Here is a 22,007-nt window from a genome sequence, read left to right as displayed (position 1 = left end):
GCCCCCGTGATTTCAGGATTGGAGCCGCGCTGGCCAAGTCGGAAAATCTGCCTCCGGTGCCCCCGTGCCCCCGCCACCGGCCGGGTTTTGGTGTGGAGCGCGACAGCAGGACCCATCAACACATTCGGACATATATCTACACACCGCTGGACAAACCTAGTTGGTCGCAGTGATCACACCAACAATTTGGAGATAAGGAAAAAACACAAAAGCTGCATTTCTGACCTGACCGCGTAGCCGGTCCCCATCCATGGCCATGCCTGTTCACTCAATGAGTGTGCCGGTGTGGCCTTTTTTTTCGTCCGCACAATTCATAGGAGGTCCATGTGCCCACTGCAACCCTGTCCACTCAACTCGTGAACTCAGCTGTGTGCCCGGAGGGGCGCAGCAAGCTCGACCTCTACGACACCGCCGTCCCGGGTTTCATCCTGGAGGTGCGTCCGTCGGGAGGCAAGACCTATCACCTCCGCTACCGCGACCAGTACGGCAAGCAACGTCAGTACAAGATCGGTGACGCCGCGTCCATCAGCTTCACGCGTGCACGCGATGCGGCTCAGCGGGTCCGCTCCCGGGTGGTGATGGGAGATAGCCCCATGGATGAGCGCCGTGCTCAGAGAACGGTGCCGACCCTCGCGGAGTTCATCCGTGACACCTACATGCCCCACATACGTGTGCATCGTCGGAACTTCCAGTCCACGGTGAGCTTCCTCAAGCTGCACGTCCTCCCGCGCTTCGGCCATCGGCGCCTCGACGAGATCACACCCAAGATGATCAGTGAGGCCCACGATGAGCTGAAGGTGAAGGGGTATGCCCTGTCCACGGCGAACAAGATGCCGATCCTTTTCAAGATCTTCTACAACCTGGCCCGCAGGATGAAGGTGCAGGGCGCAGCGTCGAATCCCGCCCAGTCGCTCAAGCTGTTCCAGGTCAACAACATGAAGGAGCGGTATCTGACGCCGGAGGAGGTGCAGCGGCTGCGCAGGGTGCTGGAGGAGGGCGACAACAAGCAAATGAAATACATCGTGACTCTGCTGCTGATGTTGGGGTGTCGCAAGCGCGAGCTGCTGGAGGCGCGATGGGAGGACGTCGATTTGGATCGGCGGACTTGGTTCATCCCCATATCGAAGTCGGGGAGGGCCCGCAATGTGCCCCTCTCGTCGGCGGCCATTGAGGTGTTGAGGTCATTGCCACGCTGGGAGGGGTGCACTTATGTGGTCCCCAACCCGATCACACGCAAGCCCTTCGGCAACCTGCACTATCCGTGGGACAAGGTGAGGCGGGCGGCGGGATTAGATGGTGTGAGGATGCACGACCTCCGGCACAGCTTCGCGAGCAATCTGGTGAACTCGGGGCGGTCCATCTACGAGGTGGGCAAGCTCCTCGGCCATTCGCAAGTCAAGACGACACAACGGTATGCGCATCTCTCGGACACAGTGCTTATGTCCGCCATGGAGGAGGCGGCAAATGCGGTGGGACCCATGCGGGAGGAGTGCAGAGAGGAGGGCGAATAAGCATTACATCCAACTTGGTGGCACGGGTACTGGGTTGGATGTGAGCTTGAAAGCGCGACAGGTACGACGAAGCCAGCTCTATTGCCGAAGTAGCGTGCACAGTGGTCAACTTCTGCTTGGGCCCCACTTAAGTCATTGGACCTGGCTGCGTGGGGGCAACGATCATAAATACTTGTACCGAGCGCTGAAAGGAGCGCGTGCTTGCCGGCGCGTTGTTATTATGTTTTCGAACATTGCAAAGCGGGGCCAACTCGCTAAACTGTAGTTCCCTTTATCTACCTTTTCAATCATGCGCCGTCTTGTATTTTGTCTCCTCATGATTGCCGGACTTGCCGGACTTGCCGGATGCGCCGCGCCCAAACCACCTCCAGGCTCTAAGCAGTCACATGCCAGGGTGGTTTCATCGCCTTATGGAAACTTCTCCTTCACAAATATTCAGATCTTTCCTGACAGCCTTGGCGTGAAGGTAAAGGCAGATGTTGCGAGTGGCGCTACCAATCGTTTTGAAGAGGTGTGGTTTGACGTCGCCATTTTCAATGGTAACAACACACAAACTGGAAAGGCAAGACTTGGCGTGTCTAATTTTGCGCCTGGCACTAGCCGTTCCACCGAGACTTTAGTCTATTTATCTGGAAAGGATACTCAAGCCTTTGATCTGAAATTTTCGGAGGCCAGGCTGGCACTAAAGTATGTGTTCAAACTAACTAAGCCAGTTGAATCCGAAGATACAATTTTTGACGACAAGGAAGTGAATATCGGCTTTTCTCCCTCCACTTCGCAGATCGGCATGGTCATCAGGAATAAGACTGAAACGGTCATGCGTATCGACTGGAACAACGTTGCTTACGTGGACACCGATGGGCTGTCTCATCGGGTAATTCACGAGGGTGTAAAGATGGCAGAGAAAAATGCCGTCATGCCGCCGACCGTGATCCCGCCGGGTTCGATGATCAATGATCTAATCTATCCAGCAAGCTATATTTCGTACTCAACAGGCACAGGCCGTGTAAGCGGAAGCTGGAACGAACGCGCGCTGTTTCCGAAGTTGCCCGCAGCGAGGGGAATGAAAGGTAAGGAATTCAAAGTCTTCCTGCCGATCGAAATCAATGGCAAAGTCAGGAATCTGAATTTCGTGTTTCAGATCAAGGATGCGATAGAAGGTTGAAACTTCTTTTTAAGCAGCTTTGGAGGGAAGGCGAGAGGATGGAACGCCTGTAAACAACGCACCCAACTCTGTAGTCATTTGCTAAAGAGTTGGGTGTGGGTGGCTTCCGACTGTTTGGGGAAGACAACCAGTATCACTTTGGCTCTAGGGCTTTGCGTCGCTTCGCCAAAATTGAAGCTGCCGCCAATCCAGCGAAAAGCAAGACTATGGACGAGGGTTCTGATACTGGAGTTGGATCTGTGTTGGCAAGCAAATAGTTGTGTCCTGTTTCGCCAATGAAATCAACGCCTGCAGCTGAAAGGTATGTATGGCTACTGTTTAATGAGCTAACTTGACCAAAATTCATGGGAAATGCATCTGCATCTGCATTTGCACCAATTGCGGCGTAAGTCGCACCAGAAATATCACTCTGCACCAAGAGCAATGACCCTATCAAAGTCTGAAACGAAAATGAATAAGTTATGCTATTCGATGAATAAACTAGGGAGCATCCACCTGTAAACTGTGGCGATGATGCGCTGCATGCAGTGAATTGCACAAGGGGTCCTGTCGACCCTGGGCCATAAATGCTGTAGTTGGCCTGAAGCCATGCATAAGAGCTGGCAGTTACTTGACCGCTAATGCTGGTTGAGTCGGCAAATGCGCTGCCATCCAATGTCAACGTAGCCATAACGTCTACTGGGGTTCCCAGTGCAAGCGTACTGCTCGATACTAATACTTGATCCCAAAAGCCTGCGGAGGCTTGAGCAGTCGCATAAGTGCTGATTTCACCAGTACTTGCCTGCGTCGCTGAGTTCAAATAGATCCCAATATCGCCATAGTTGGCGCGAACACCAAAGTCTGCTTCGCCAATCCCACCGCTTGCCGACTGTAATATGGTGGAGGGGGCTATGTAATTACTCGATGAAACAGGGTCGCAGTAGATTACATCAACTCCCGTATTGACTAAGCATGAGCCAGAAGCTGTAAGTTGGCCAGACCACCCGTAAGCCGGCGCGACGAGCGCACTTACGAAGGCGAACTTCAAAATAGTGTTCACAGTGGAGTCCTTTCGGGGTTGGTAAAGTTTGGTACGCAGACCGCTTACGCTCAAACTTTTTACGCAAGCACGAACTACACCAAAGGAAAAAAGCTATAAAAAACAATAGCTTAAACTTACCTTGTGTAGATTCTGTAAGATGATTCGACAGAATTTATGTCTAGATGCAAAGTTTTTCCTCTAGCAGCCGACCTATCAGAAGTTAGTGCTGTCGACCATCGGCCCTTTGTCTATTTGAAGTACCGAACGAGTTCACGGAGCGCAGTGCACTGTGGCCGTACACCTGATGAAAACCACTCAAACCGACATTCACCTCGCGCGAGTCTTCTATGACATCCTTTTGGATCATGCTCGGACTCATCCGGGTAAGCCGATCCGATACAAAGAAGTGTTAGACCGCGCTCGTCGTGCTCACCCGGATGATGCATGTGTTGCAGGAGCGATTCCCGTATCTATTGGTCGGCGCCTTGAAGTCATAGTGCAGTTCACCCGTGAACATGAACTGCCGCCGCTCACATGCATCGCCGTGAACGAGTCTGGACGTCCAGGAGAGAGTTACAAAACAGTCCATGGATCATGGGACGCGGACATGGAGGCAGTAGCGAGATACGGTTGGTCTGATTGGCAAGGAAGGTGGGATCACTACGCGGAGACTGCATACAAGGTTGCGACACCACTTAAGCGCCGCCGTGACGATGCAGCGCGGCAATTGGTGCATGAGGAGTACATTGCCGGGCGTATCCCAAAACTGGATCTGGACGCGAAGGAACAGCTCGTGGAGCTATTGAAGGATGGACTTCCTTTCAATGATGCGTGGTTGGAAGTTCAGGGACTCACTTCGTAAAACTTTCACGTATTCACTATGGCCTTATACGAATTCACTGAAGATACAAAACTTATTCGAGTAGAACCTCAGAAGTTTTCAGACCTGATGATTCTCGAAAGAACGCACTTGCAACGTGCCCTACGAGAGGCGATTGACGCCATTACGCCAGGCGTCGTCACAATGGTCTTGACGGAGGAGTTTGGGGACTGGAAGGATGTCAATCGGAGAATCGACCTTCTGTGCCTTGACTCCGATGGGCACTTGGTGGTGATTGAACTCAAGCGTAGCGAGTCGGCTGGACATGCAGACCTGCAAGCGTTGCGCTACGCCGCCATGGTCGCTCCCATGACCTTTGATCAAGCTGTGACCGCTCATGCGAAGTACTTGGGGGCAGTAGGTCAGGACCCTGCGTCTGCCGAGAGTTCGATTCGAACCTTTCTTGACCAAGAATCTGGCTCTGTGGCGTTCAAGACCGTAGTTCGAATTGTGCTGGCTGCGGGGAACTTTGACCCTGAGATAACTACCTCGGTCCTTTGGCTAAACAGCATGGGCCTTGATATCCGCTGTGTCCAGATGCAGCCACATCTCGTTGGCACGCGCCGCATCCTGGATATTAAGCAGTTGATACCACTGCCGGAGGCTGCCCACTATCAGGTTGCTATCCGCGAGAAGTCTCGAGAGCAGGTTGCCGCTCAAGAGGGTTCCTACCGCGACTTCACCAAATACGATCTGGTGATCAATGGCACCAGCTATCCCAGGTTACCGAAGCGGCGATTCATCTATCACATAACCAAGGCAGCGATTGATCGCGGAATGACTCCCGAGGAGTTAGCAGCTTGTGTTCCATGGCGGACAATGGCAGCTCTATTTTTGATAGTAAATGGTGATGTGACATCAGCGGCGTTTGCGGAAGCAAACCCAGATCGCGATATTGATCGCTGGTTTGCTGATGATCTAGAGCTATTTCATTCAGGTGGACGCACCTATGCCCTAACGAAAATGTGGGGCGAACATACTGAGAAAGCGGTAAATTCAATATTGGACGCCCTCCCCAGTACACAAGGCATCGCATACACCATTTCAACTGAAGCCTAGCCGTCGCGCGCTATGTTGAGTTGCATCATCCCGCCTCTCACTCCTGCCACCGCTGCTTGCCTTCAACCAATCGGCCTCCAAGAGACCCAGGGCGGTTCACCATGCCTCAAACGTGGTCGTGGCAGAGAGCCGCTGAGACCATTTCTGTCGAGATCGCCCTTCGTATCATCCGCAAACAGAAGAACGAACCACCGGACCCAGCCTTTGGAAGTGCATGAGGTCTTTCTTCGGCTGCATGATCACCAACTCGCTTTCGCTTCTGCTTGAACGCTTCTCTCTGCCTTTTTGACCCCACCATTACGTTGATGTGATGTGCAACCTGCAGCGCACAGGCCTACTGTCGGGATCGTCCGGACCTACGTTAGTCAATCGTTGTATTGGATGTGTACAGGGAACTGGGGAAGCTTATTTGTTATTGTTCAATACTATTCCTGTTTGAATAATTGCTGGTTAAGTACTGCTATTCAGATATGATAAATGCACTAAGAGTTTTTTTTGTTTTTCTACTTTTAATGGTAGGAATTACTCAGTGTATCCAAGGCAATGATCAGGAGAGAAATGCTATTTCAATTGGTTCAACCGGAGAGTGCACTTTATCTGAAGTTATTGCACAAACAGGATCTTTTCAAAGGCATGAAAACCTTCCCTATGATTTTTGCATCATGTATGCTGCACCGGGAAGTTACCGAGAAATTGGAAGTTCCAATTGTATTTTGGCAACATATAATCTTGAAGGTCGAATAACTCCATACAAATTTGAAGTTGGTAAGCGTTGGTTCGTTCTTCCTATTTGGCGTGACGAAAAAGCTTGTTCTGTGTTGATTGCGAGAAGTAAATGGAGTAAGCTTAACTCAATAATTTACTCGCCTCTTATAAACAAGGAAAAAATTCTTGGTGCTGCTACCACAATAGATGACTCTTCCAAAGGCGAAGATAGCTATCGTATTCTTTATAATGAAGCTGATGTTTCTGAGCAATCCATACGACCGATTTTACTAAATGCAGTCGATGAGGCGATTGCTAGGGGTGAAATCTACGACAGATCATCCGATATAAAGATAGAAATCTTTACTTTTGAAAGACGCCTGAAAAGGGATTCTGATCCGATCTGCTACGCAAGTTTTCCCGTACAAAGTAGAAAATTAGGTGGCGAACCATATATTGGCTGCAATAGAGCTCAGCTTGAAATGTGGCAATCGCGTGAAAAGCTAATGTTCAATTTTTCTCCGGAAGCAAGAAAAGAAATTTTTACGGATCTTGCCAATTTATCTCAACCCTACACCAAAAAGAGCTATACAAATCCATCTCCTATCGAAAGGAGGCTTCACTTGCTTTCTCTGAATTCAGGTACGGCGCGGATCAACGATTTGATGATGAATATGATCGCTCGAGAGATCAAGACAGATAGAAAGGCATTGAATTATATTCTAGACGAGGGTTATACATTAGGATGGGCATTCCCTATGGCGGATGCAATACAAGACAAATAGAAATTGGCATTCAATGACTTATTTGCTCTTCAAGCCTCAACTACGAGTGTCCCCGATCAGTCCTGGCAGATTGACCGAAGTGCAAGCTGGGCGGCAGATCTCCGTCGAAAGCAGCGCTCGTCGCTTCACACAAAACGGTCTAGCGCCTCACAAAAAAATGGGCAAAATCACGTTCCCGTGAAAGTGCTCCGATGTGACCCCGTCCCCTTGCGTGTTGGGTGTCTGGTGGGAAACCAACGCGTGACTATGTTTCCGCCTGCAGCAGCACGGGTCGATGCCGAACTCCACATAGCTGGCTCCGATGGGAAGTTGGTGGGTCTGCCCCCCGTCGCACCCTGCCGCCCCTAAATGCTCAACACCAATGTTCGGTTTTCCGATGGCTGGAAGAATCAACACCTTCCAGTTCGCCCACGCCTACGCTCGCGGCGAAGGCATGAAGCACTACGTCAACATGGTGCAGGAGCCCGAGTTCGCCGCACGCGACAAGGGCTACACCTTCGTGTCGCACCAGCAGGAAGTCGGCGCCGGTTACTTCGACGACGTGACCACCGTGATCCAGGGCGGCTCCTCCAGCGTGAAAGCCCTGACTGGCTCGACCGAGGAAGAGCAGTTCCATTGAGCTGAAACTCCGAGGGTTTGAGGAGACAGGAGCCCGGGTACGCCCGGGCTTTTTTGTGGGAAAATTTAGTTTCTTTGAATCAGCAAGAGCGAGAAAGGCGATCTGGTTATGACACCGCGAACTCAGGAGATCACCCTCCCGGCCTTCTAAGGTCTGCAGTTCGCGCCTGCCCGATTCCCCCTTGACCCACACCAGCGCGGCCCCTGCCGCGCTTTTTTGTTTTCAGGACCACCCCATGTTGCACATCACGCTCCCCGACGGTTCCCAACGCGAATATCCCGGCCCGGTCACCGTGGCCGAGGTGGCCGCTTCGATCGGCAGCGGTCTGGCCAAGGCCGCGCTGGCCGGCAAGCTCCCCGCCGAAGGTGGTTCCGGCTTCAAGGTTGTCGACACCAGCTTCCTCATCACGCAGGACAGCCCGCTGTCCATCGTCACAGCCAAGGACGCCGACGGCCTGGAAGTCATTCGCCACTCCACCGCTCACCTGCTGGCGTACGCGGTGAAGGAGCTGTTTCCGGATGCGCAGGTGACCATCGGCCCGGTGATCGAGCACGGCTTCTTTTACGACTTCTCGTACAAGCGACCCTTCACGCCAGACGATCTGGTGGCCATCGAGAAGCGCATGACCGAGCTGGCCAACAAAGACGAGCCCGTGGTGCGCCGCGTGTTGCCGCGCGACGAGGCCGTTGCGCATTTCAAGGCCATGGGCGAGCACTACAAGGCCGAGATCATTGCCAGCATCCCTAGCAACGAGGACGTGTCGCTTTACCGCGAAGGCGCGTTTGAAGATCTGTGCCGCGGCCCACACGTGCCCAGCACCGGCAAGCTCAAGCACTTCAAACTCATGAAGGTGGCCGGTGCCTACTGGCGCGGCGACCACCGCAACGAGATGCTGCAACGCATCTACGGCACGGCCTGGGCCACCAAGGACGAGCTGCAGCAGCACCTGACCATGATCGAAGAAGCCGAGAAACGCGACCACCGCAAGCTCGGCCGTGAACTCGACCTGTTCCACATCGACGAGCACGCGCCGGGCCTGGTGTTCTGGCACCCAAAAGGCTGGACGCTGTGGCAAGAGGTGGAGCAGTACATGCGCCGCGTGTACCGTGACAACGGTTATCAGGAGGTCAAGGGTCCACAGATCATCGACAAGTCGCTGTGGGAAAAAACCGGCCACTGGGACAAGTACCGCGACAACATGTTCACCACCGAGAGTGAAAAGCGCGACTACGCCCTGAAGCCCATGAACTGCCCGGGCCACATCCTGATCTACAAGCAGGGCATCAAGAGCTACCGCGACCTGCCGCTGCGCTACGGCGAGTTCGGTCAGTGCCACCGCAACGAGCCCAGTGGCGGTCTGCACGGCATCATGCGCGTGCGCGGCTTCACGCAAGACGACGGCCACATCTTCTGCACCGAAGAGCAGATCCTGCCCGAGTGCCTGGCCTACACGGCGCTGCTGCAGAAGGTCTATGCCGATTTCGGTTTCAAAAACATCATCTACAAGGTCGCCACGCGGCCGGCTGCGCGCATCGGCTCCGACGAGGTCTGGGACAAGGCCGAGCACGCGTTGATGGAAAGCCTGCGCGCTTCGGGTTGCGAATTCGAGATTTCACCCGGCGACGGCGCCTTCTACGGCCCCAAGATCGAATACACGTTGAAAGACGCGATTGGGCGTCAGTGGCAGTGCGGCACCATGCAGGTCGATTTCTCCATGCCGGAGCGGCTGGATGCCGAGTACGTGGGTGAAGATGGCGCGCGCCACCGCCCCGTGATGCTGCACCGTGCCATCGTCGGCAGCCTGGAGCGCTTCATCGGCATCCTGATCGAAGAACATGCCGGCGCACTGCCCACCTGGCTCTCACCGGTGCAGGTGGCGGTGCTCAACATCACCGATGCGCAGGCCGATTACTGTCGGGAAATCGCGAATTCTCTGCAGAATCAAGGGCTTAGGGTCATAACCGATCTGCGCAATGAGAAAATTACGTATAAAATACGGGAGCACGCGTTGCAAAAGCTGCCTTTCATCGTTGTCGTGGGCGACAAAGAGAAAGAAGCTGGTGCCGTGGCTGTGCGGGCTCGGGGTAACAAAGACCTCGGTGTCATGCCGCTGGAAGCCTTTTCCAAACTCATCGCGGCAGACGTTTCATCCAAGGTTTGATTTCAAACGTCCAGGTTGATGCCCCCGCTGCCGTGGCGCACTTCATGTGCATGCGGGCGGCCGAGGGGCCGCCCTTTCGCCTGAACAGCCCACATCAAGGAACACACCATAGCTACCAACTTTCGCGACCGCCGCCAACGTGAAGAGCGCGCACACCGACTGAACCGTGAAATCATGGCCCCTGAGGTACGCCTCAACGGTCCTGAGAACGAGCCACTGGGCATCGTCAGTCTGCAAGAAGCGCTGCGCATGGCCGGAGAACTGGATGTCGACCTGGTCGAAATCGCGGCCACGGCCGTGCCTCCCGTGTGTCGCCTGATGGACTACGGCAAGTTCAAGTACCAGGAGCAGAAGAAGGCGGCGGAAGCCAAAGCCAAGCAGACGGTCATCGAGATCAAGGAAATCAAGTTCCGGCCCGGTACCGACGACGGCGACTACAACATCAAGATGCGCAACATCCGGCGCTTTCTGGACGATGGTGACAAGTGCAAGATCACGCTGCGGTTCCGCGGCCGTGAGATCACCCACCAGGATCTGGGTCTGGCCCTGTTGAACCGCATTCGTGACGAGTTGGCCGATTCGATCATCGTGGAGCAGTTTCCAAAATTGGAAGGCCGCCAGATGATCATGATGATCGCGCCTGGTCGCAAGAAGACGGGTGGCGGCGCAGCCAAACCTGTCGAGGCGGTGACGCCCGCGGCAGGACAGCCGGCAGCCTGAAGGCCGCTGGCGAGATGAACAGCATTGGACGGGCAGGGTAGTCTCCTGCCGGTCCGAGGCGTCGACTGAGAAGTCAGACGCCGAATCGGAAGACCGAAAGGCCTTCCATAAAAGTGGCTCGGGGCCTACAAGTCTGCGGAAGGTTCGCAGCGCCTCACGAGCACAAATGAAAAGGAGCATGAATATGCCCAAAATGAAGACCAAGAGCAGCGCGAAAAAGCGTTTTCGCGTTCGTCCCGGTGGCACCGTCAAGCGCGGTCAAGCCTTCAAGCGTCACATCCTGACCAAGAAGACCACCAAGAACAAGCGCCACCTGCGCGGATCAGTCACTGTGCATGAGACCAACATGGGTCACATGGCACAGATGCTGCCCGGCATGGGTATTTGATCAACGACGAACAGGAGAACACACATGCCTCGCGTCAAACGTGGTGTCACGGCTCGCGCCCGACACAAAAAAGTACTGGCTCTGGCCAAAGGTTTCCGCGGCCGCCGCGGTAACGTCTTCCGCATCGCCAAACAGGCTGTGATGAAGGCTGGGCAATATGCCTACCGTGATCGTCGCACCAAGAAGCGCGTCTTCCGTCAGTTGTGGATTGCCCGTATCAACGCCGGTGCTCGCGCATGCGGCCTGACATACAGCCAGTTCGCCAACGGTCTGAAGAAAGCTTCGATCGAAATCGACCGCAAGGTTCTGGCCGATCTGGCCGTGAACGACCCGGCTGCCTTTGGCAGCATCGTGGAGCAAGTCAAAGCCAAGCTGGCCGCTTGATTCACGACAGGGATGCACCCAGGTGCTCCCCAGTCGCTCAAAGGGGTTGAGGCTTGAGGGAGTTCCCTCGCTGGCTTCAACCCCTTTTTTCATTTGTAACGATTCAAGTACACACATGAACGAGTTGGACGCACTGGTCGACAGCGCCCGCGCAGCGTTTGCGCAGGCCCCCACCCCGGCCGATCTGGAAAACGCCAAGGCCCTGTACCTGGGCAAGGCCGGCCGCATCACAGAGCTGATGAAGGGCATGGCGGCGTTGCCGGTTGACGAGAAGAAGACCCGGGGTGCTGCGATCAACCTCGCCAAGCAGGCCATCGAAGCGGCTCTGACGGATCGTCGGCAGGCGCTGGCCGATGCCGAGTTGCAGATCCAACTCAAGGCCGAGGCGCTGGATGTGACCTTGCCAGGTCGCCAGCGCGGGCAGGGCGGTCTTCACCCGGTGAGCCTCACGCTGGAGCGCATCGAGGCGATCTTTGGCTCCATGGGCTTCGAGGTGGCCGAGGGCCCCGAGATCGAATCCGACTGGTTCAACTTCACCGCGCTCAACACGCCCGAAGACCACCCGGCGCGTTCGATGCACGACACGTTTTACGTGGAAGGCGGAAGCGAAAAGGCGCCCAACCTGCTGCGCACCCACACCAGCCCGATGCAGATCCGCCACGCTGTGCAGCACGTCAAGCGCCACCGCGCTGCCCTGGACGCCGGCCAGCCCATGCCCGAGATCCGCGTGATCGCGCCCGGACGCACCTACCGCGTGGACAGCGATGCCACGCATTCGCCCATGTTCCACCAGTGCGAAGGCCTCTGGGTGGGCGAGAACGTGAGCTTCAAGGACTTGAAGTTCGTCTTTACCGATTTTTGCCGCACCTTCTTTGAATCGAACGACTTGGTGCTGCGCTTTCGTCCGAGTTTCTTCCCGTTCACCGAGCCCAGTGCGGAGATCGACATCCAGTTCCAGAGCGGCCCGCTGGCGGGTCGCTGGCTGGAGGTGGCAGGCTCTGGCCAGGTGCATCCGAACGTGGTGCGCAACATGGGTCTGGACCCCGAGAAATACATCGGCTTTGCCTTCGGCATGGGCCCGGACCGCCTGACCATGCTGCGCTACGGCGTGAACGACTTGCGCCTGTTCTTCGACGGCGACGTCCGTTTCCTGTCGCAATTCCGTTGAACCTTCGCGCAAAGACACCGACATGCAATTCCCTGAATCCTGGCTTCGCGCCTTCTGCAATCCGCCCCTGACCAGCCAGCAACTGGCCGACACCCTGACCATGGCCGGTCTGGAAGTGGAAGAACTGCAGCCTGTGGCGCCGCCGTTCTCCCACATCGTCGTGGGCGAGATCAAGTCTGCCGAGCAACATCCCAATGCCGACCGCCTGCGCGTGTGTCAGGTGGATGTGGGGCAGGGCAGCCTGCTCAATATCGTGTGCGGTGCGCCCAATGCGCGCGTGGGCATCAAGGTGCCTTGCGCGCTGGTGGGTGCTGAACTGCCGCCGGGTGAAGACGGCAAACCGTTCCTGATCAAGCTGGGTCAATTGCGCGGCGTGGAGAGCCAGGGCATGTTGTGCTCGGCGCGCGAGCTCAAACTGAGCGAGGACCACGGTGGTTTGCTTGAGCTGCCGGCTGACGCGGTGGTGGGGCGCAACATCCGCGAGCAGCTCTTGCTCGACGACGTGCTGTTCACCCTCAAGCTCACGCCCAATCTGGCCCATTGCCTGAGCGTTTACGGCATTGCGCGCGAGGTGTCCGCGCTCACTGGTGCGCCCTTGGTCGAACCGGCATTTCCCGCTGCAGCCGTGTCACTGCAAGATCGCCTGCCGGTGACGGTGAGCGCGCCCGACCTGTGCGGCCGCTTCACCGGTCGCATCGTGCTCGGCGTCAACACCCGCTCGACCACACCCGCCTGGATGGTCGAGCGCCTGGCGCGCTGCGGCCAGCGCAGTGTCTCCCCGCTGGTGGACATCTCCAATTACGTGATGTTCGAGCTGGGCCGTCCTTCGCACATCTTTGACCTCGACAAGATCCACGGCGGCCTGCAAGTGCGCTGGGGTCGCGAGGGCGAAACACTCAAGCTGCTCAACGGCAACACGGTGTCGGTGGACGCGCAAGTGGGCGTGATCGCCGACGATCAAGCTGTGGAATCGCTGGCCGGCATCATGGGTGGCGACGCGACCGCCGTGTCCGACGACACACAGAACATCTACATCGAGGCCGCGTTTTGGTGGCCCAAGGCCATCGCAGGCCGCTCGCGCCGCTACAACTTTTCCACCGACGCCGGTCACCGCTTCGAGCGCGGAGTGGACCCATCCACCACGGTCGAACACATCGAACGCATCACGCAACTGGTGCTCGAGATCTGCGGTGGGCAGGTCGGACCAATGGACGATCATGTGGTCAACCTGCCGGTGGCCAAGCCCGTGACGCTGCGCGTGGCGCGAGCGAACAAGGTCATTGGCATGACGCTCACGCAGACACAGTGCACTGGCGCATTGCGCCGGTTGGGGTTGGCGCTGGAGGAGGGCGAGGGCACGATCACGGTGACGCCGCCCGCCTACCGATTCGACATCCAGATCGAAGAAGACCTGATCGAAGAAGTTGCGCGTGTCGTGGGCTACAACCAGTTGCCCGAGACGCCGCCGCTCGCCCCAATCACGGCCAAGATCCGGCCCGAGGCCAAGCGCGGCCCGTTCGCCGTGCGCCGACTGCTCGCACAGCTCGGTTACCAGGAAACCATCAACTTCAGCTTTGTGGAAGAACGCTGGGAGCGTGAACTCGCCGGCAATGCCGACCCCATCCGTCTGCTCAACCCGATTGCCAGCCAGATGAGCGTGATGCGCTCTTCCTTGGTCGGCAGCCTGGTCTCGGTGCTCAAGTTCAACCTCGACCGCCGCGCCGATCGCGTGCGTCTGTTCGAGGTCGGACGTGTGTTCCGCAAGGACGCGTCGGTGATCGACAGCGACACGAGCGTGGCCGGTTTCCATCAGCCCATGCGCGTTGCTGGTCTGAGTTTCGGTGCGGTGGATGCATTGCAGTGGGGCACCGGCGAGCGTGTGGCTGACTTCTTTGACGCCAAGGGTGATGTGCAGGCTTTGCTTGCGCCGCTGAAGCCTGAGTTCCGTGCCGACGAACACCCCGCCATGCACCCCGGGCGCTGCGCCAGTGTCTGGCTGATGGGGCAGTGCATCGGCCATGTGGGGGAGTTGCATCCTCGCTGGCGCCAGTCGTACGAGCTTGCGCAGGCGCCCGTGCTGTTCGAGCTGGAACTGGACGCTGTGCTGGGAAGGGACGTTCCCGTGTACCAGCCTGTGAGCCGCCATCAGGCCGTTGAGCGCGACCTGGCCATCGTGGTCAAGGAAAGCGTGACCCACACCGCCGTGGTCGAAGCCATCCGTGCGCCTGCCAGTGCCTGGTTGCGCGACGTCGTCTTGTTCGACGTGTACCGACCCAAGAAGCAGTCCGACACGGGCGCACCAGGTGCGTTGGCGCCAGACGAAAAAAGCCTGGCGGTGCGACTCGTGCTCAACCGCGACGACGCTACACTGACCGAAGACGATATTGAGGCCACCGTGAAAGCGGCCCTCGAATCCCTGCAAACGCGTGTGGCCGCCCGGCTGCGCGCCTGATCGAACGAGGATGGAGAAAGCCCCGCATGGAACTCGCTGTTGAAAGCCTGGAGACACCAGCACTGACCAAAGCCCAACTGGCCGAGATGCTGTTTGACCAGATCGGTCTGAACAAGCGGGAGTCCAAAGACATGATCGATGCCTTCTTCGATCTGGTCACCGACAGTCTGGTCGAAGGCACCGATGTGAAGATTTCGGGTTTCGGCAATTTCCAGATCCGCACCAAGGCACCACGTCCGGGACGCAATCCGCGGACCGGCGAACCGGTGGCCATCGAGGCCCGCCGCGTGGTTACGTTCCACGCCAGTCCCAAGCTCAAGGAACAGGTTCAGACAGCCGTGATTGGTGGCTGACCCGCGCTTCCTTTTCGCATTCCCGGGAATCTCCGACCGATGCGGTCGGTGCTTTCAACCGCTCTGACGAACCTTTTCCACGCCTCGCGCCAGACGGTCAGCCATCGGCACTGAGCGGTCGAATCGACCTGGCCTCGGTGGCGTTTGCAACATTTCACACAGAAATCCGCGTTCTCCTGCGCATACCCATGCTTGTTAGAGTAAATTCAAGCTTCGGTCCGTACCGCCTTGATTTTCATGGAAAAAACGCTCCCGCCAATCCCTGCCAAGCGCTACTTCACCATCGGTGAGGTGGGCGAGTTGTGTGGTGTCAAGCCGCATGTGCTGCGTTACTGGGAGCAGGAGTTCACACAGCTGCGGCCCATGAAGCGGCGAGGCAACAGGCGCTATTACCAGCACCACGAGGTGCTCATGATCCGTCGCATCCGTGAGCTGTTGTACGACCAGGGCTTCACCATCAGCGGCGCCCGCAACAAATTGCAGGAACTCGTGCAGGCCGAGCGCGAAAGGCGACGCGGTGATGACGAGGACGAGGCGATTGATGTCATTGACCTTGATGCCGTGATTCACGATGAGGGGCCGCCCGTGGTCAACGAACCAACTCATGAGGTGATGGCAGGCACGGGGCTGCTGGTGCACGAAGTGCGACGCGAGCTGCTTGAAATACGCGAGCTTCTTCGTCACGCAGCCTGAAAGGCCTGCTTTGCCAGCTATAATTCAAGGCTTGTCGGCGTGTAGCGCAGCCTGGTAGCGCACTTGCATGGGGTGCAAGGGGTCGCGAGTTCGAATCCCGCCACGCCGACCATTGAAAACTGAAAGCCCGCAACCGAAAGGTTGCGGGCTTTTTCAGTTTCTGGGCCCCGGCGTCAGCGTGGCCGCTCAAATCCCGAGGCAATCCAGGTTTGCGCACTGTCGACGGTCAATTTGAAGGTAGTCGGCACGGCTACACGGGCCAGTTCCTCGTCGAATTCATCCAGGGCACTCAAGCTTGCGGTTGCGCCTTCCTCGTCGGGGACGATGGAGAGCGCGACTCTCAAACGGCTGCCGTTGACCGTCACGCTGACGCTCTTGTTGAGTTGTGCGTGCAATTGCTGCTCCGATCGCCGAATCACTTCCTTGGCGGTCTTCACCAGTGTGTTGAAGGCTGCGGTGTCCAGTGGCTTTGGGTTCTTCTTGTCACGGCCCATGGTCCAGGGCCCCACCAACGCCGGCTCGGACCCTCCATCCAGGTGCATGGCCACGGCCCAGCCATCGTCGTCTTCGTTCTTGATCACGCGGGCTGTCCAGTGGCCGTCGCTCCACAGGCGGTCTTCGTGTACGGGTTCGTTGGTGTCGATCATGTTGGCTTGCGCTGGGGTTTGAATGAGCCAACCATACCTCGGGAAATCCGGGCTTGCCGCACCGCTTCTCTTCAAGGCACCAGCCACTCCTGGGTGCTGGCGCTCAGGCGCGCTCGGCGATGGCCTTCGGGGGCCAACTCCAGCCAGTCGATGCTTTCGACTTGCGCAACGACCACGGCCAGGTGGTGCGCGGCTGTCGCGACATCGGCGCACGAGGCCAGCGCGGAGCCTGGCGGGCCGGGCGCAAGGTAGTCGCCCGCCGCAGGCGACTGGCGGATCCGCTCCCATGCCGACTCGACCATGTCTCCCTTGCTGTGAAGCTTGGTCAGAACCCGCGCACGCAACTGCCAGTTCAGGCGCTTGCTCCAGAACACGAAAGCGGCAGCGGGTGTTGCGTGGAGCTCGCTTGCCTTGGGGCTGCGGCTGTCGGTGAAAAAGACGAGTTGTGAGGTGGATGCGTTGGCCGCGCGCAGCACCACCGTGCGCGCCTGAGCCAGCCCGTCCAGCCCGGTGGTGGCCAGCACGGGTGTGCGCCATTCGTGGTGACGGTCCACGGTGGCTCGCTGCAGTTCGGTCCAGATCCGTTGACGAATGTCGTCGGTTGCGGGCGGTGATGTGTTTTTCACAAGGCGTGTCGCGGCATGGCTCACTGTTCGTCCCGCGTTGCCGGAGCGGCCGCCGCCGCGGCTTGTTCGCGAGCCTGGCGCTGCTCGCGCTCGCGAATGACCTTCTTCACGTCGTGGAGCTGCCAGAGGCCCCAGGCGAGGACCACCAGAAAGATACCGAGTTCAAGCCAGATACCCATGGTGTGTGCCTCAGGAAGGTAGCGTTAGCGATCCGGCTGACTGTGCCTCAAGGCCCATGTCGGTGCAATACAGTGCGGTATGACCGACGAATACCAGATTGAAATCCCGGCCTCTTTCGTTGCCTTGTATGTGCTGCCCGGCCACCAGAAGCCCAGCCTGCCGCGAGACGATCTGGCCGCGCGCTACGAGCTGTGCGAAGACATGGCCCAGCTCTTGACCGAAACCGCCCGCAACATGGAGTTCAGCCTGGGCCTGGCCGAGAGCGATGTGCTCACGCGATGCCTGCACGGGCTGCGCGTGGAGCCTGCGGTGGTGAGCGAGGCCGAGTCGGTCTGGGTGGTGCGGCGGCTCGCCGAGCTGCTGGGCTGGAGCGATGCGGGCCTGCAGGACCCGCAGGCTTAGCGCACGGGCTGGCGACCGCTGACGCGCAGCCAGAGCAGGGCGCCCAGTGCGCTGAGGCCAAGCCCACCCGAGATCCACAGTGCCCCGGCACCCCAGCGCTCGATGCACAGGCCGAAGAGCAGCGGTGCAAAGGCCTGAGCCACACGCGAGGGCGCCATGAGGATGCCCTGACGCAGGCCGTAGCCCAGCGGGCCGAAATACACCAGCGGCAGCGTGCCCTTGGCAATGGTGAGGATGCCGTTGCCCGCGCCGTGCAGCACGGCAAAGGCGGGCCCGGCCACCGTGCCGAACAGCATCCAGCAGGCCACGCCCACCGGGTGGGCCAGTGTCGCGCAGCGAGCAGAAATCAGCGGGTGCAGGCGCCGCAGAAAACCGAACTCCAACATCCGGGCCGCCACCTGCGCCGGACCGATGAGGGCACCGATGGCCACGGCGCCGGCCAGCGTGGCGCCGCTGGCCACCAGCAACTGAGGCAGGTGCGCTGCCATGGCGGTGCTGATGAACAGGCTGGCGGCGAACACGTAGGAGAGCACCCAGGCGGTGTATTTGGCAGGCGGAGTGTGGGGCGCTGCAGGGGCAACGGGGTCACCGGCAGCCAGTGCCATCGGCGGTGTGGGCAGGGCCACCACGCGCGGGATGCTCGCGTTCAGCGGCAGCCCGACCAGCACATGCAAGCCGGCCCAGGCCAGGCACGCGCCTCGCCAGCCGAACTCGGTCTCCAGCAGGCCGGTCAGGGGCCAGCCCACGGTGCTCGCGAAGCCGGCGATGAGTGTGATGCCGGTGATGGCCGCGCGGGCCTGGGTGCCTTGCAGTCGCACCAGCGCGGCAAACGCTGCTTCGTACAGCCCACTGCCCATGGCCATGCCGATGAGCAGCCAGGCCAGCATGAGGCTGATCGTGCCTTGCACCTGCGACAAACTGGCCAGGCCGATGGCGAACAACACGCTGGTGCCCATGAGCACCGGGCGCCCACCCCAGCGGTCGATGGCGCGGCCGGCGAATGGACCGAGCACCGCCGAAGCCAGCAAGGCCACTGTGAAGGCGATCCAGATCTGCGAGATGGGCAGGCCCAGCCCGTCGGCCATGGGTCGGGCGAGCAGGGCGGGCAGGTAGTAGGTGGAGCCCCAGGCCAGCGTCTGGGCTGTGCCCAGGCGAAGCACCAGGGGCCAGGTGCGGGGGGCGGTCATTCGGGCACGGTGTGGGATGACCGGACCGCCAGGTGTCAGGCGATGTCGAAAGCGTGAAAACCGAAATGGCCTTGGCGGCGATCGGCGAAGTAGTGTTCCAACGTTTCCTTGACGGTGCGAAACGCGATCTCGTCCCAGGGGATCTGGTCTTCCGTGAACAGCCGTGCCTCGATGGTTTCGTGCCCGGGGTCGAAGATGTCGCTGAGCAGGCGGGCGCGGTAGTAGATGTGCACCTGCCCCACGCGTGCAACGTTCATCAGCGTGAAGATCTCGCCCATTTCGAATTGGGCGCCCGCTTCCTCGGTGGTTTCGCGGGCCGCGCCTTCGGCCGTGGTTTCGTTCAGCTCCATGAAGCCCGCCGGCAGCGTCCATTTGCCAAAGCGTGGTTCGATGTTGCGCTTGCAGAGCAACACGTATTGGCCCGTGTCGCCCCAGACCGGCACCGTGCCCACCACATTGAGCGGGTTGTCGTAGTGCACCAGGTGGCAGGCCGGGCAGACCGCGCGCGTCTTGGTGTCGCCGTCGTCGGGCAGACGCATCACGACCGGGGTGCCGCAGTTGCGGCAGTGTTTGGCGGGAGAACGAAGCATCAAAGCAGTTTAGCGGGGTGGCGTGTCGACGAAAAAAAGCCGGGCTTGGCCCGGCCTTTTTTGAGAGAAGGCATCAAGCCTTCTTGCCGTGCTTCACGATCAAGGCCTTGGCGGTTTCCAGCAATTCCTTGCCGTTGAAGCCGCGCTTGTCCATGTCCTGCACCCACTCAATTTCCACCAGGCGCGCCTTGCGGCGGAATTCCTGCGCTTCGGCCGCCGGGATGGTGTAGATCGTGTTGCCCTGTTTCACTGCCGATTCGCGGCCGGCCACATCCCCGGTTTGCTGGGTCTTGCCCAGCCAGCCCGAGGTCTCCATGCCGGAGTTCTTGTCGATCACGGCCTTGAGGTCGGGCGGCAGGCTGGCGTACTTGGCCTTGTTCATGGCCATCACGAAGGTGGTGGTGTAAAGCGCGCCGCCAGCGGGGTCGAACTCGCTGTGGAACTTGGTGAGTTCCTGCACCTTGACCGAGGGCACGACCTCCCACGGGATCACGCAGCCGTCGATCACGCCTTTGGACAGCGCATCGGGAATCTGCGGCAAAGGCATGCCCACGGGCGTGGCGCCCAGGTAGCCGAGCATCTTGGTGATCTGGCGGGTCGGGCCGCGCACCTTGGAGCCGCGCAAGTCTTCGGCGGTCTTGATCTGCTTGCTGCGCATGTGGAAGATGCCCGGGCCATGCACTTGCAGGGCAATCGGTTGCACGTCCTTGAACTCGTCCTTGGCCACCGTTTGCACGTATTCCCAGTAAGCCTTTGAAGTGGCTTCGGCGTTGTTCATCATGAACGGCAGCTCGAACACTTCGATGCGCGGGAAGCGACCCGGTGTGTTGCCCGGCAGCGTCCAGACGATGTCGACCACGCCGTCGCGGGCCTGGTCGAACAGTTGCACCGGCGAGCCGCCGAGCTGCATGGCCGGGTAGGCCTCGAACTTGATGCGCCCGCCCGAATCCTTTTCGACGCGGTCCATCCACGCCTTGTGCATGTTGATCCACACATTGGATTGCGGTGCCATGAAGGTGTGGAACTTGAGCGTGACGCTTTGCTGGGCCAGGCCCACCAGCGCGGGGGCGCCGAGTGCCACGGCGGCACCGGTCTGAAGCAGGGTTCTGCGTTGGATCATGTGAAAAGTCTCCTGGGGGCTGTGGAAAAGTGGGGAAAGGATAAGCGGGGACCGAGGGTCATTTCAGAGGTCTTACCCTCGGGTTCAGACCACCTTCACCGAGATGGGGGTCAAGCCGTCCACGGCGCCCACCAGCGTGTCGCCACGCACCACGGCGTTCACGCCTTCGGGGGTGCCTGTGTAGATCAGGTCGCCGGGTTGCAGTTCCCACGCGGCCGAGAGGTGTTCGATGGTCTCATTCACGTTCCAGATCAGCTTGGCCACGGTGCTGCGCTGGCGATCGCTGCCATTGACCTGCAGCCAGATGGGGGCGTTGTCCACGTCGCCGGCGTCGGCTGCGCGGGTGATCGGGCCGATGGGGGCGGAGTGGTCATAGGCCTTGCCGATGCACCAGGGTCGGCCCTGTTTCTTCATCTCGCCTTGCAGGTCCCGACGTGTCATGTCCAGGCCCACGGCGTAGCCGTAGATGTGCTTGGCCGCATCGGCGGCCTTGATGTTTTTCCCGCCGGTGCCGATGGCCACCACCAGCTCGATTTCGTGGTGAAGGTTGCTGGTCAGGCTGGGGTAGGGCGTGCTGGCGGTCTGGTTCGGCTCGGCCACCACGATGGCGTCGGCTGGCTTGAGGAAGAAGAACGGCGGTTCGCGGCCGGTGAAGCCCATCTCCTTGGCGTGTTCTTCGTAGTTGCGGCCCACGCAGTAGATGCGGTGAACAGGGAAGCGCTCGGTGCTGCCGACCACGGGGACGGAGACGGTGGCCGGCGGAGTGAAGGCGTATTTTTCGGACATGGTGTTCAGCGTGTGTAGCTGGCGGTTGGTGTGAAGGTGAAGGACACAGCGGCGGTCAGTGTGCCATCAGTGTTGTGATGCCGGCAGGCGCACCACCAGGCCATCGAGCTCGGTGGTCAGGCGGATCTGGCAACTCAGGCGGCTTTGCGGCACCACCGGGCTGGAGGCGAAGTCGAGCATGTCGAGTTCGTCGGGCACCGGCGGAGGCAACAGCCTGGACCACGGTGCGTCGATCATCACGTGGCAGGTGGCGCAGGTGAGGCTGCCGCCGCAGTCGGCCTCGATGCCCTGGATGTTGGCGTCCACTGCGGCCTTCATGAGGCTGTCGCCCGGGCGGGCCTGGATGTCGTGTTGCGTCTGGTCGGGGTTGATGAACCGGATGGAAATCATGGGGATGCTCTTGGG

Annotated in this window: 23 protein-coding genes, 1 tRNA gene and 1 pseudogene; 16 read left to right on the top strand and 9 right to left on the bottom strand. The window is 59.0% G+C overall.

Features of this window, described 5'->3' with window-relative positions:
* Positions 1-326 precede the first annotated feature (326 nt).
* Both F9Z44_RS12280 and F9Z44_RS12275 read left to right on the top strand, forming a co-directional pair.
* Positions 327-1,511, top strand: coding sequence for a site-specific integrase (locus F9Z44_RS12280; protein ID WP_159606530.1), 1,185 nt, complete (start codon positions 327-329; stop codon positions 1,509-1,511).
* A 289-nt stretch (positions 1,512-1,800) separates the two neighbouring features.
* Positions 1,801-2,676, top strand: coding sequence for a hypothetical protein (locus F9Z44_RS12275; protein ID WP_159606528.1), 876 nt, complete (start codon positions 1,801-1,803; stop codon positions 2,674-2,676).
* A gap of 133 nt (positions 2,677-2,809) precedes the next feature.
* On the opposite strand, the gene F9Z44_RS12270 is transcribed toward F9Z44_RS12275, so the two are convergent.
* Positions 2,810-3,715 (bottom strand): PEP-CTERM sorting domain-containing protein, encoded by a 906-nt coding sequence (locus F9Z44_RS12270; RefSeq protein WP_159606526.1) that lies wholly within the window; start codon positions 3,713-3,715, stop codon positions 2,810-2,812.
* Positions 3,716-4,001: 286 nt separating this feature from the next.
* On the opposite strand from F9Z44_RS12270, the gene F9Z44_RS12265 reads away from it, so the two are divergent.
* The 13 genes and pseudogenes from F9Z44_RS12265 to F9Z44_RS12205 all read left to right on the top strand — a co-directional run bounded on the left by F9Z44_RS12265 (position 4,002) and on the right by F9Z44_RS12205 (position 16,176).
* Entirely contained in the window at positions 4,002-4,559 is a 558-nt protein-coding gene (locus F9Z44_RS12265; RefSeq protein WP_159606524.1) for a hypothetical protein, read from the top strand.
* An 18-nt stretch (positions 4,560-4,577) separates the two neighbouring features.
* Positions 4,578-5,636 (top strand): hypothetical protein, encoded by a 1,059-nt coding sequence (locus tag F9Z44_RS12260; RefSeq protein WP_159606522.1) that lies wholly within the window; start codon positions 4,578-4,580, stop codon positions 5,634-5,636.
* A 443-nt stretch (positions 5,637-6,079) separates the two neighbouring features.
* Complete coding sequence (locus F9Z44_RS12255) at positions 6,080-7,126, top strand: hypothetical protein (RefSeq protein ID WP_159606520.1); 1,047 nt, start codon at positions 6,080-6,082, stop codon at positions 7,124-7,126.
* A 391-nt stretch (positions 7,127-7,517) separates the two neighbouring features.
* A pseudogene (locus tag F9Z44_RS12250) lies at positions 7,518-7,745 on the top strand (isocitrate lyase); the annotation flags it as partial.
* Between the two features lie 235 nt (positions 7,746-7,980).
* Positions 7,981-9,906: a threonine--tRNA ligase gene (gene thrS, locus F9Z44_RS12245; RefSeq protein WP_159606518.1), complete on the top strand. Its 1,926-nt coding sequence runs from the start codon at positions 7,981-7,983 to the stop codon at positions 9,904-9,906.
* A gap of 174 nt (positions 9,907-10,080) precedes the next feature.
* Positions 10,081-10,626, top strand: a complete 546-nt coding sequence (gene infC / locus F9Z44_RS12240; protein ID WP_236574110.1) for a translation initiation factor IF-3 — start codon at positions 10,081-10,083, stop codon at positions 10,624-10,626.
* 184 nt (positions 10,627-10,810) lie between these two features.
* Positions 10,811-11,014, top strand: a complete 204-nt coding sequence (gene rpmI / locus F9Z44_RS12235) for a 50S ribosomal protein L35 (RefSeq protein WP_056275072.1) — start codon at positions 10,811-10,813, stop codon at positions 11,012-11,014.
* 24 nt (positions 11,015-11,038) lie between these two features.
* Positions 11,039-11,398: a 50S ribosomal protein L20 gene (gene rplT, locus F9Z44_RS12230; RefSeq protein WP_056274988.1), complete on the top strand. Its 360-nt coding sequence runs from the start codon at positions 11,039-11,041 to the stop codon at positions 11,396-11,398.
* Between the two features lie 115 nt (positions 11,399-11,513).
* Positions 11,514-12,566: a phenylalanine--tRNA ligase subunit alpha gene (gene pheS / locus F9Z44_RS12225; protein ID WP_159606516.1), complete on the top strand. Its 1,053-nt coding sequence runs from the start codon at positions 11,514-11,516 to the stop codon at positions 12,564-12,566.
* Between the two features lie 22 nt (positions 12,567-12,588).
* Complete coding sequence (gene pheT, locus F9Z44_RS12220) at positions 12,589-15,018, top strand: phenylalanine--tRNA ligase subunit beta (protein ID WP_159606514.1); 2,430 nt, start codon at positions 12,589-12,591, stop codon at positions 15,016-15,018.
* Positions 15,019-15,044: 26 nt separating this feature from the next.
* A complete protein-coding gene (locus F9Z44_RS12215) occupies positions 15,045-15,371 on the top strand; it encodes an integration host factor subunit alpha (protein WP_056274982.1) in 327 nt (108 codons plus the stop codon).
* Positions 15,372-15,608: 237 nt separating this feature from the next.
* Positions 15,609-16,064: a MerR family transcriptional regulator gene (locus F9Z44_RS12210; protein ID WP_159608692.1), complete on the top strand. Its 456-nt coding sequence runs from the start codon at positions 15,609-15,611 to the stop codon at positions 16,062-16,064.
* Positions 16,065-16,099: 35 nt separating this feature from the next.
* Positions 16,100-16,176: transfer RNA gene (locus F9Z44_RS12205), tRNA-Pro, on the top strand.
* A 61-nt stretch (positions 16,177-16,237) separates the two neighbouring features.
* On the opposite strand, the gene F9Z44_RS12200 is transcribed toward F9Z44_RS12205, so the two are convergent.
* The 3 genes from F9Z44_RS12200 to F9Z44_RS22775 all read right to left on the bottom strand — a co-directional run bounded on the left by F9Z44_RS12200 (position 16,238) and on the right by F9Z44_RS22775 (position 17,516).
* Positions 16,238-16,711 (bottom strand): hypothetical protein, encoded by a 474-nt coding sequence (locus tag F9Z44_RS12200; RefSeq protein WP_159606512.1) that lies wholly within the window; start codon positions 16,709-16,711, stop codon positions 16,238-16,240.
* 71 nt (positions 16,712-16,782) lie between these two features.
* Positions 16,783-17,337 (bottom strand): pyridoxamine 5'-phosphate oxidase family protein, encoded by a 555-nt coding sequence (locus tag F9Z44_RS12195; RefSeq protein ID WP_159606510.1) that lies wholly within the window; start codon positions 17,335-17,337, stop codon positions 16,783-16,785.
* A gap of 20 nt (positions 17,338-17,357) precedes the next feature.
* Positions 17,358-17,516 (bottom strand): hypothetical protein, encoded by a 159-nt coding sequence (locus F9Z44_RS22775; protein ID WP_201449955.1) that lies wholly within the window; start codon positions 17,514-17,516, stop codon positions 17,358-17,360.
* A 79-nt stretch (positions 17,517-17,595) separates the two neighbouring features.
* On the opposite strand from F9Z44_RS22775, the gene F9Z44_RS12190 reads away from it, so the two are divergent.
* Entirely contained in the window at positions 17,596-17,919 is a 324-nt protein-coding gene (locus F9Z44_RS12190) for an ATPase with chaperone activity (RefSeq protein WP_159606508.1), read from the top strand.
* Here the strand turns inward: F9Z44_RS12190 and F9Z44_RS12185 are convergent.
* The 5 genes from F9Z44_RS12185 to F9Z44_RS12165 all read right to left on the bottom strand — a co-directional run bounded on the left by F9Z44_RS12185 (position 17,916) and on the right by F9Z44_RS12165 (position 21,992).
* Positions 17,916-19,106, bottom strand: a complete 1,191-nt coding sequence (locus F9Z44_RS12185; protein WP_159606506.1) for an MFS transporter — start codon at positions 19,104-19,106, stop codon at positions 17,916-17,918. The two genes, F9Z44_RS12190 and F9Z44_RS12185, sit on opposite strands and share 4 nt — an antisense overlap.
* A gap of 35 nt (positions 19,107-19,141) precedes the next feature.
* A complete protein-coding gene (locus F9Z44_RS12180; protein ID WP_159606504.1) occupies positions 19,142-19,696 on the bottom strand; it encodes an NUDIX hydrolase in 555 nt (184 codons plus the stop codon).
* Positions 19,697-19,769: 73 nt separating this feature from the next.
* A complete protein-coding gene (locus F9Z44_RS12175) occupies positions 19,770-20,816 on the bottom strand; it encodes a TRAP transporter substrate-binding protein (protein ID WP_159606502.1) in 1,047 nt (348 codons plus the stop codon).
* Between the two features lie 84 nt (positions 20,817-20,900).
* Entirely contained in the window at positions 20,901-21,602 is a 702-nt protein-coding gene (locus F9Z44_RS12170) for a fumarylacetoacetate hydrolase family protein (RefSeq protein WP_159606500.1), read from the bottom strand.
* A 66-nt stretch (positions 21,603-21,668) separates the two neighbouring features.
* Positions 21,669-21,992, bottom strand: coding sequence for a 2Fe-2S iron-sulfur cluster-binding protein (locus F9Z44_RS12165; RefSeq protein ID WP_159606498.1), 324 nt, complete (start codon positions 21,990-21,992; stop codon positions 21,669-21,671).
* Positions 21,993-22,007: the final 15 nt, after the last annotated feature.

The organism is Hydrogenophaga sp. PBL-H3, assembly GCF_010104355.1.
GTDB lineage: Bacteria > Pseudomonadota > Gammaproteobacteria > Burkholderiales > Burkholderiaceae_C > Hydrogenophaga.
This window is presented reverse-complemented; position numbering and strand designations above follow the sequence as displayed.

Excerpts from the sequence above, each read along its gene's own strand:
- pheS (WP_159606516.1), top strand. The coding sequence starts at position 11,514 with ATGAACGAGTTGGACGCACTGGTCGACAGCGCCCGCGCAGCGTTTGCG.
- F9Z44_RS12275 (WP_159606528.1), top strand. The coding sequence starts at position 1,801 with ATGCGCCGTCTTGTATTTTGTCTCCTCATGATTGCCGGACTTGCCGGA.
- F9Z44_RS12200 (WP_159606512.1), bottom strand. The coding sequence starts at position 16,711 with ATGATCGACACCAACGAACCCGTACACGAAGACCGCCTGTGGAGCGAC.
- F9Z44_RS12185 (WP_159606506.1), bottom strand. The coding sequence starts at position 19,106 with ATGACCGCCCCCCGCACCTGGCCCCTGGTGCTTCGCCTGGGCACAGCC.
- infC (WP_236574110.1), top strand. The coding sequence starts at position 10,081 with ATGGCCCCTGAGGTACGCCTCAACGGTCCTGAGAACGAGCCACTGGGC.
- F9Z44_RS12210 (WP_159608692.1), top strand. The coding sequence starts at position 15,609 with ATGGAAAAAACGCTCCCGCCAATCCCTGCCAAGCGCTACTTCACCATC.
- thrS (WP_159606518.1), top strand. The coding sequence starts at position 7,981 with ATGTTGCACATCACGCTCCCCGACGGTTCCCAACGCGAATATCCCGGC.
- rpmI (WP_056275072.1), top strand. The coding sequence starts at position 10,811 with ATGCCCAAAATGAAGACCAAGAGCAGCGCGAAAAAGCGTTTTCGCGTT.
- F9Z44_RS12180 (WP_159606504.1), bottom strand. The coding sequence starts at position 19,696 with ATGCTTCGTTCTCCCGCCAAACACTGCCGCAACTGCGGCACCCCGGTC.
- pheT (WP_159606514.1), top strand. The coding sequence starts at position 12,589 with ATGCAATTCCCTGAATCCTGGCTTCGCGCCTTCTGCAATCCGCCCCTG.
- F9Z44_RS22775 (WP_201449955.1), bottom strand. The coding sequence starts at position 17,516 with ATGGGTATCTGGCTTGAACTCGGTATCTTTCTGGTGGTCCTCGCCTGG.
- F9Z44_RS12260 (WP_159606522.1), top strand. The coding sequence starts at position 4,578 with ATGGCCTTATACGAATTCACTGAAGATACAAAACTTATTCGAGTAGAA.
- F9Z44_RS12190 (WP_159606508.1), top strand. The coding sequence starts at position 17,596 with ATGACCGACGAATACCAGATTGAAATCCCGGCCTCTTTCGTTGCCTTG.
- F9Z44_RS12265 (WP_159606524.1), top strand. The coding sequence starts at position 4,002 with ATGAAAACCACTCAAACCGACATTCACCTCGCGCGAGTCTTCTATGAC.
- F9Z44_RS12165 (WP_159606498.1), bottom strand. The coding sequence starts at position 21,992 with ATGATTTCCATCCGGTTCATCAACCCCGACCAGACGCAACACGACATC.
- F9Z44_RS12175 (WP_159606502.1), bottom strand. The coding sequence starts at position 20,816 with ATGATCCAACGCAGAACCCTGCTTCAGACCGGTGCCGCCGTGGCACTC.
- F9Z44_RS12170 (WP_159606500.1), bottom strand. The coding sequence starts at position 21,602 with ATGTCCGAAAAATACGCCTTCACTCCGCCGGCCACCGTCTCCGTCCCC.
- F9Z44_RS12215 (WP_056274982.1), top strand. The coding sequence starts at position 15,045 with ATGGAACTCGCTGTTGAAAGCCTGGAGACACCAGCACTGACCAAAGCC.
- rplT (WP_056274988.1), top strand. The coding sequence starts at position 11,039 with ATGCCTCGCGTCAAACGTGGTGTCACGGCTCGCGCCCGACACAAAAAA.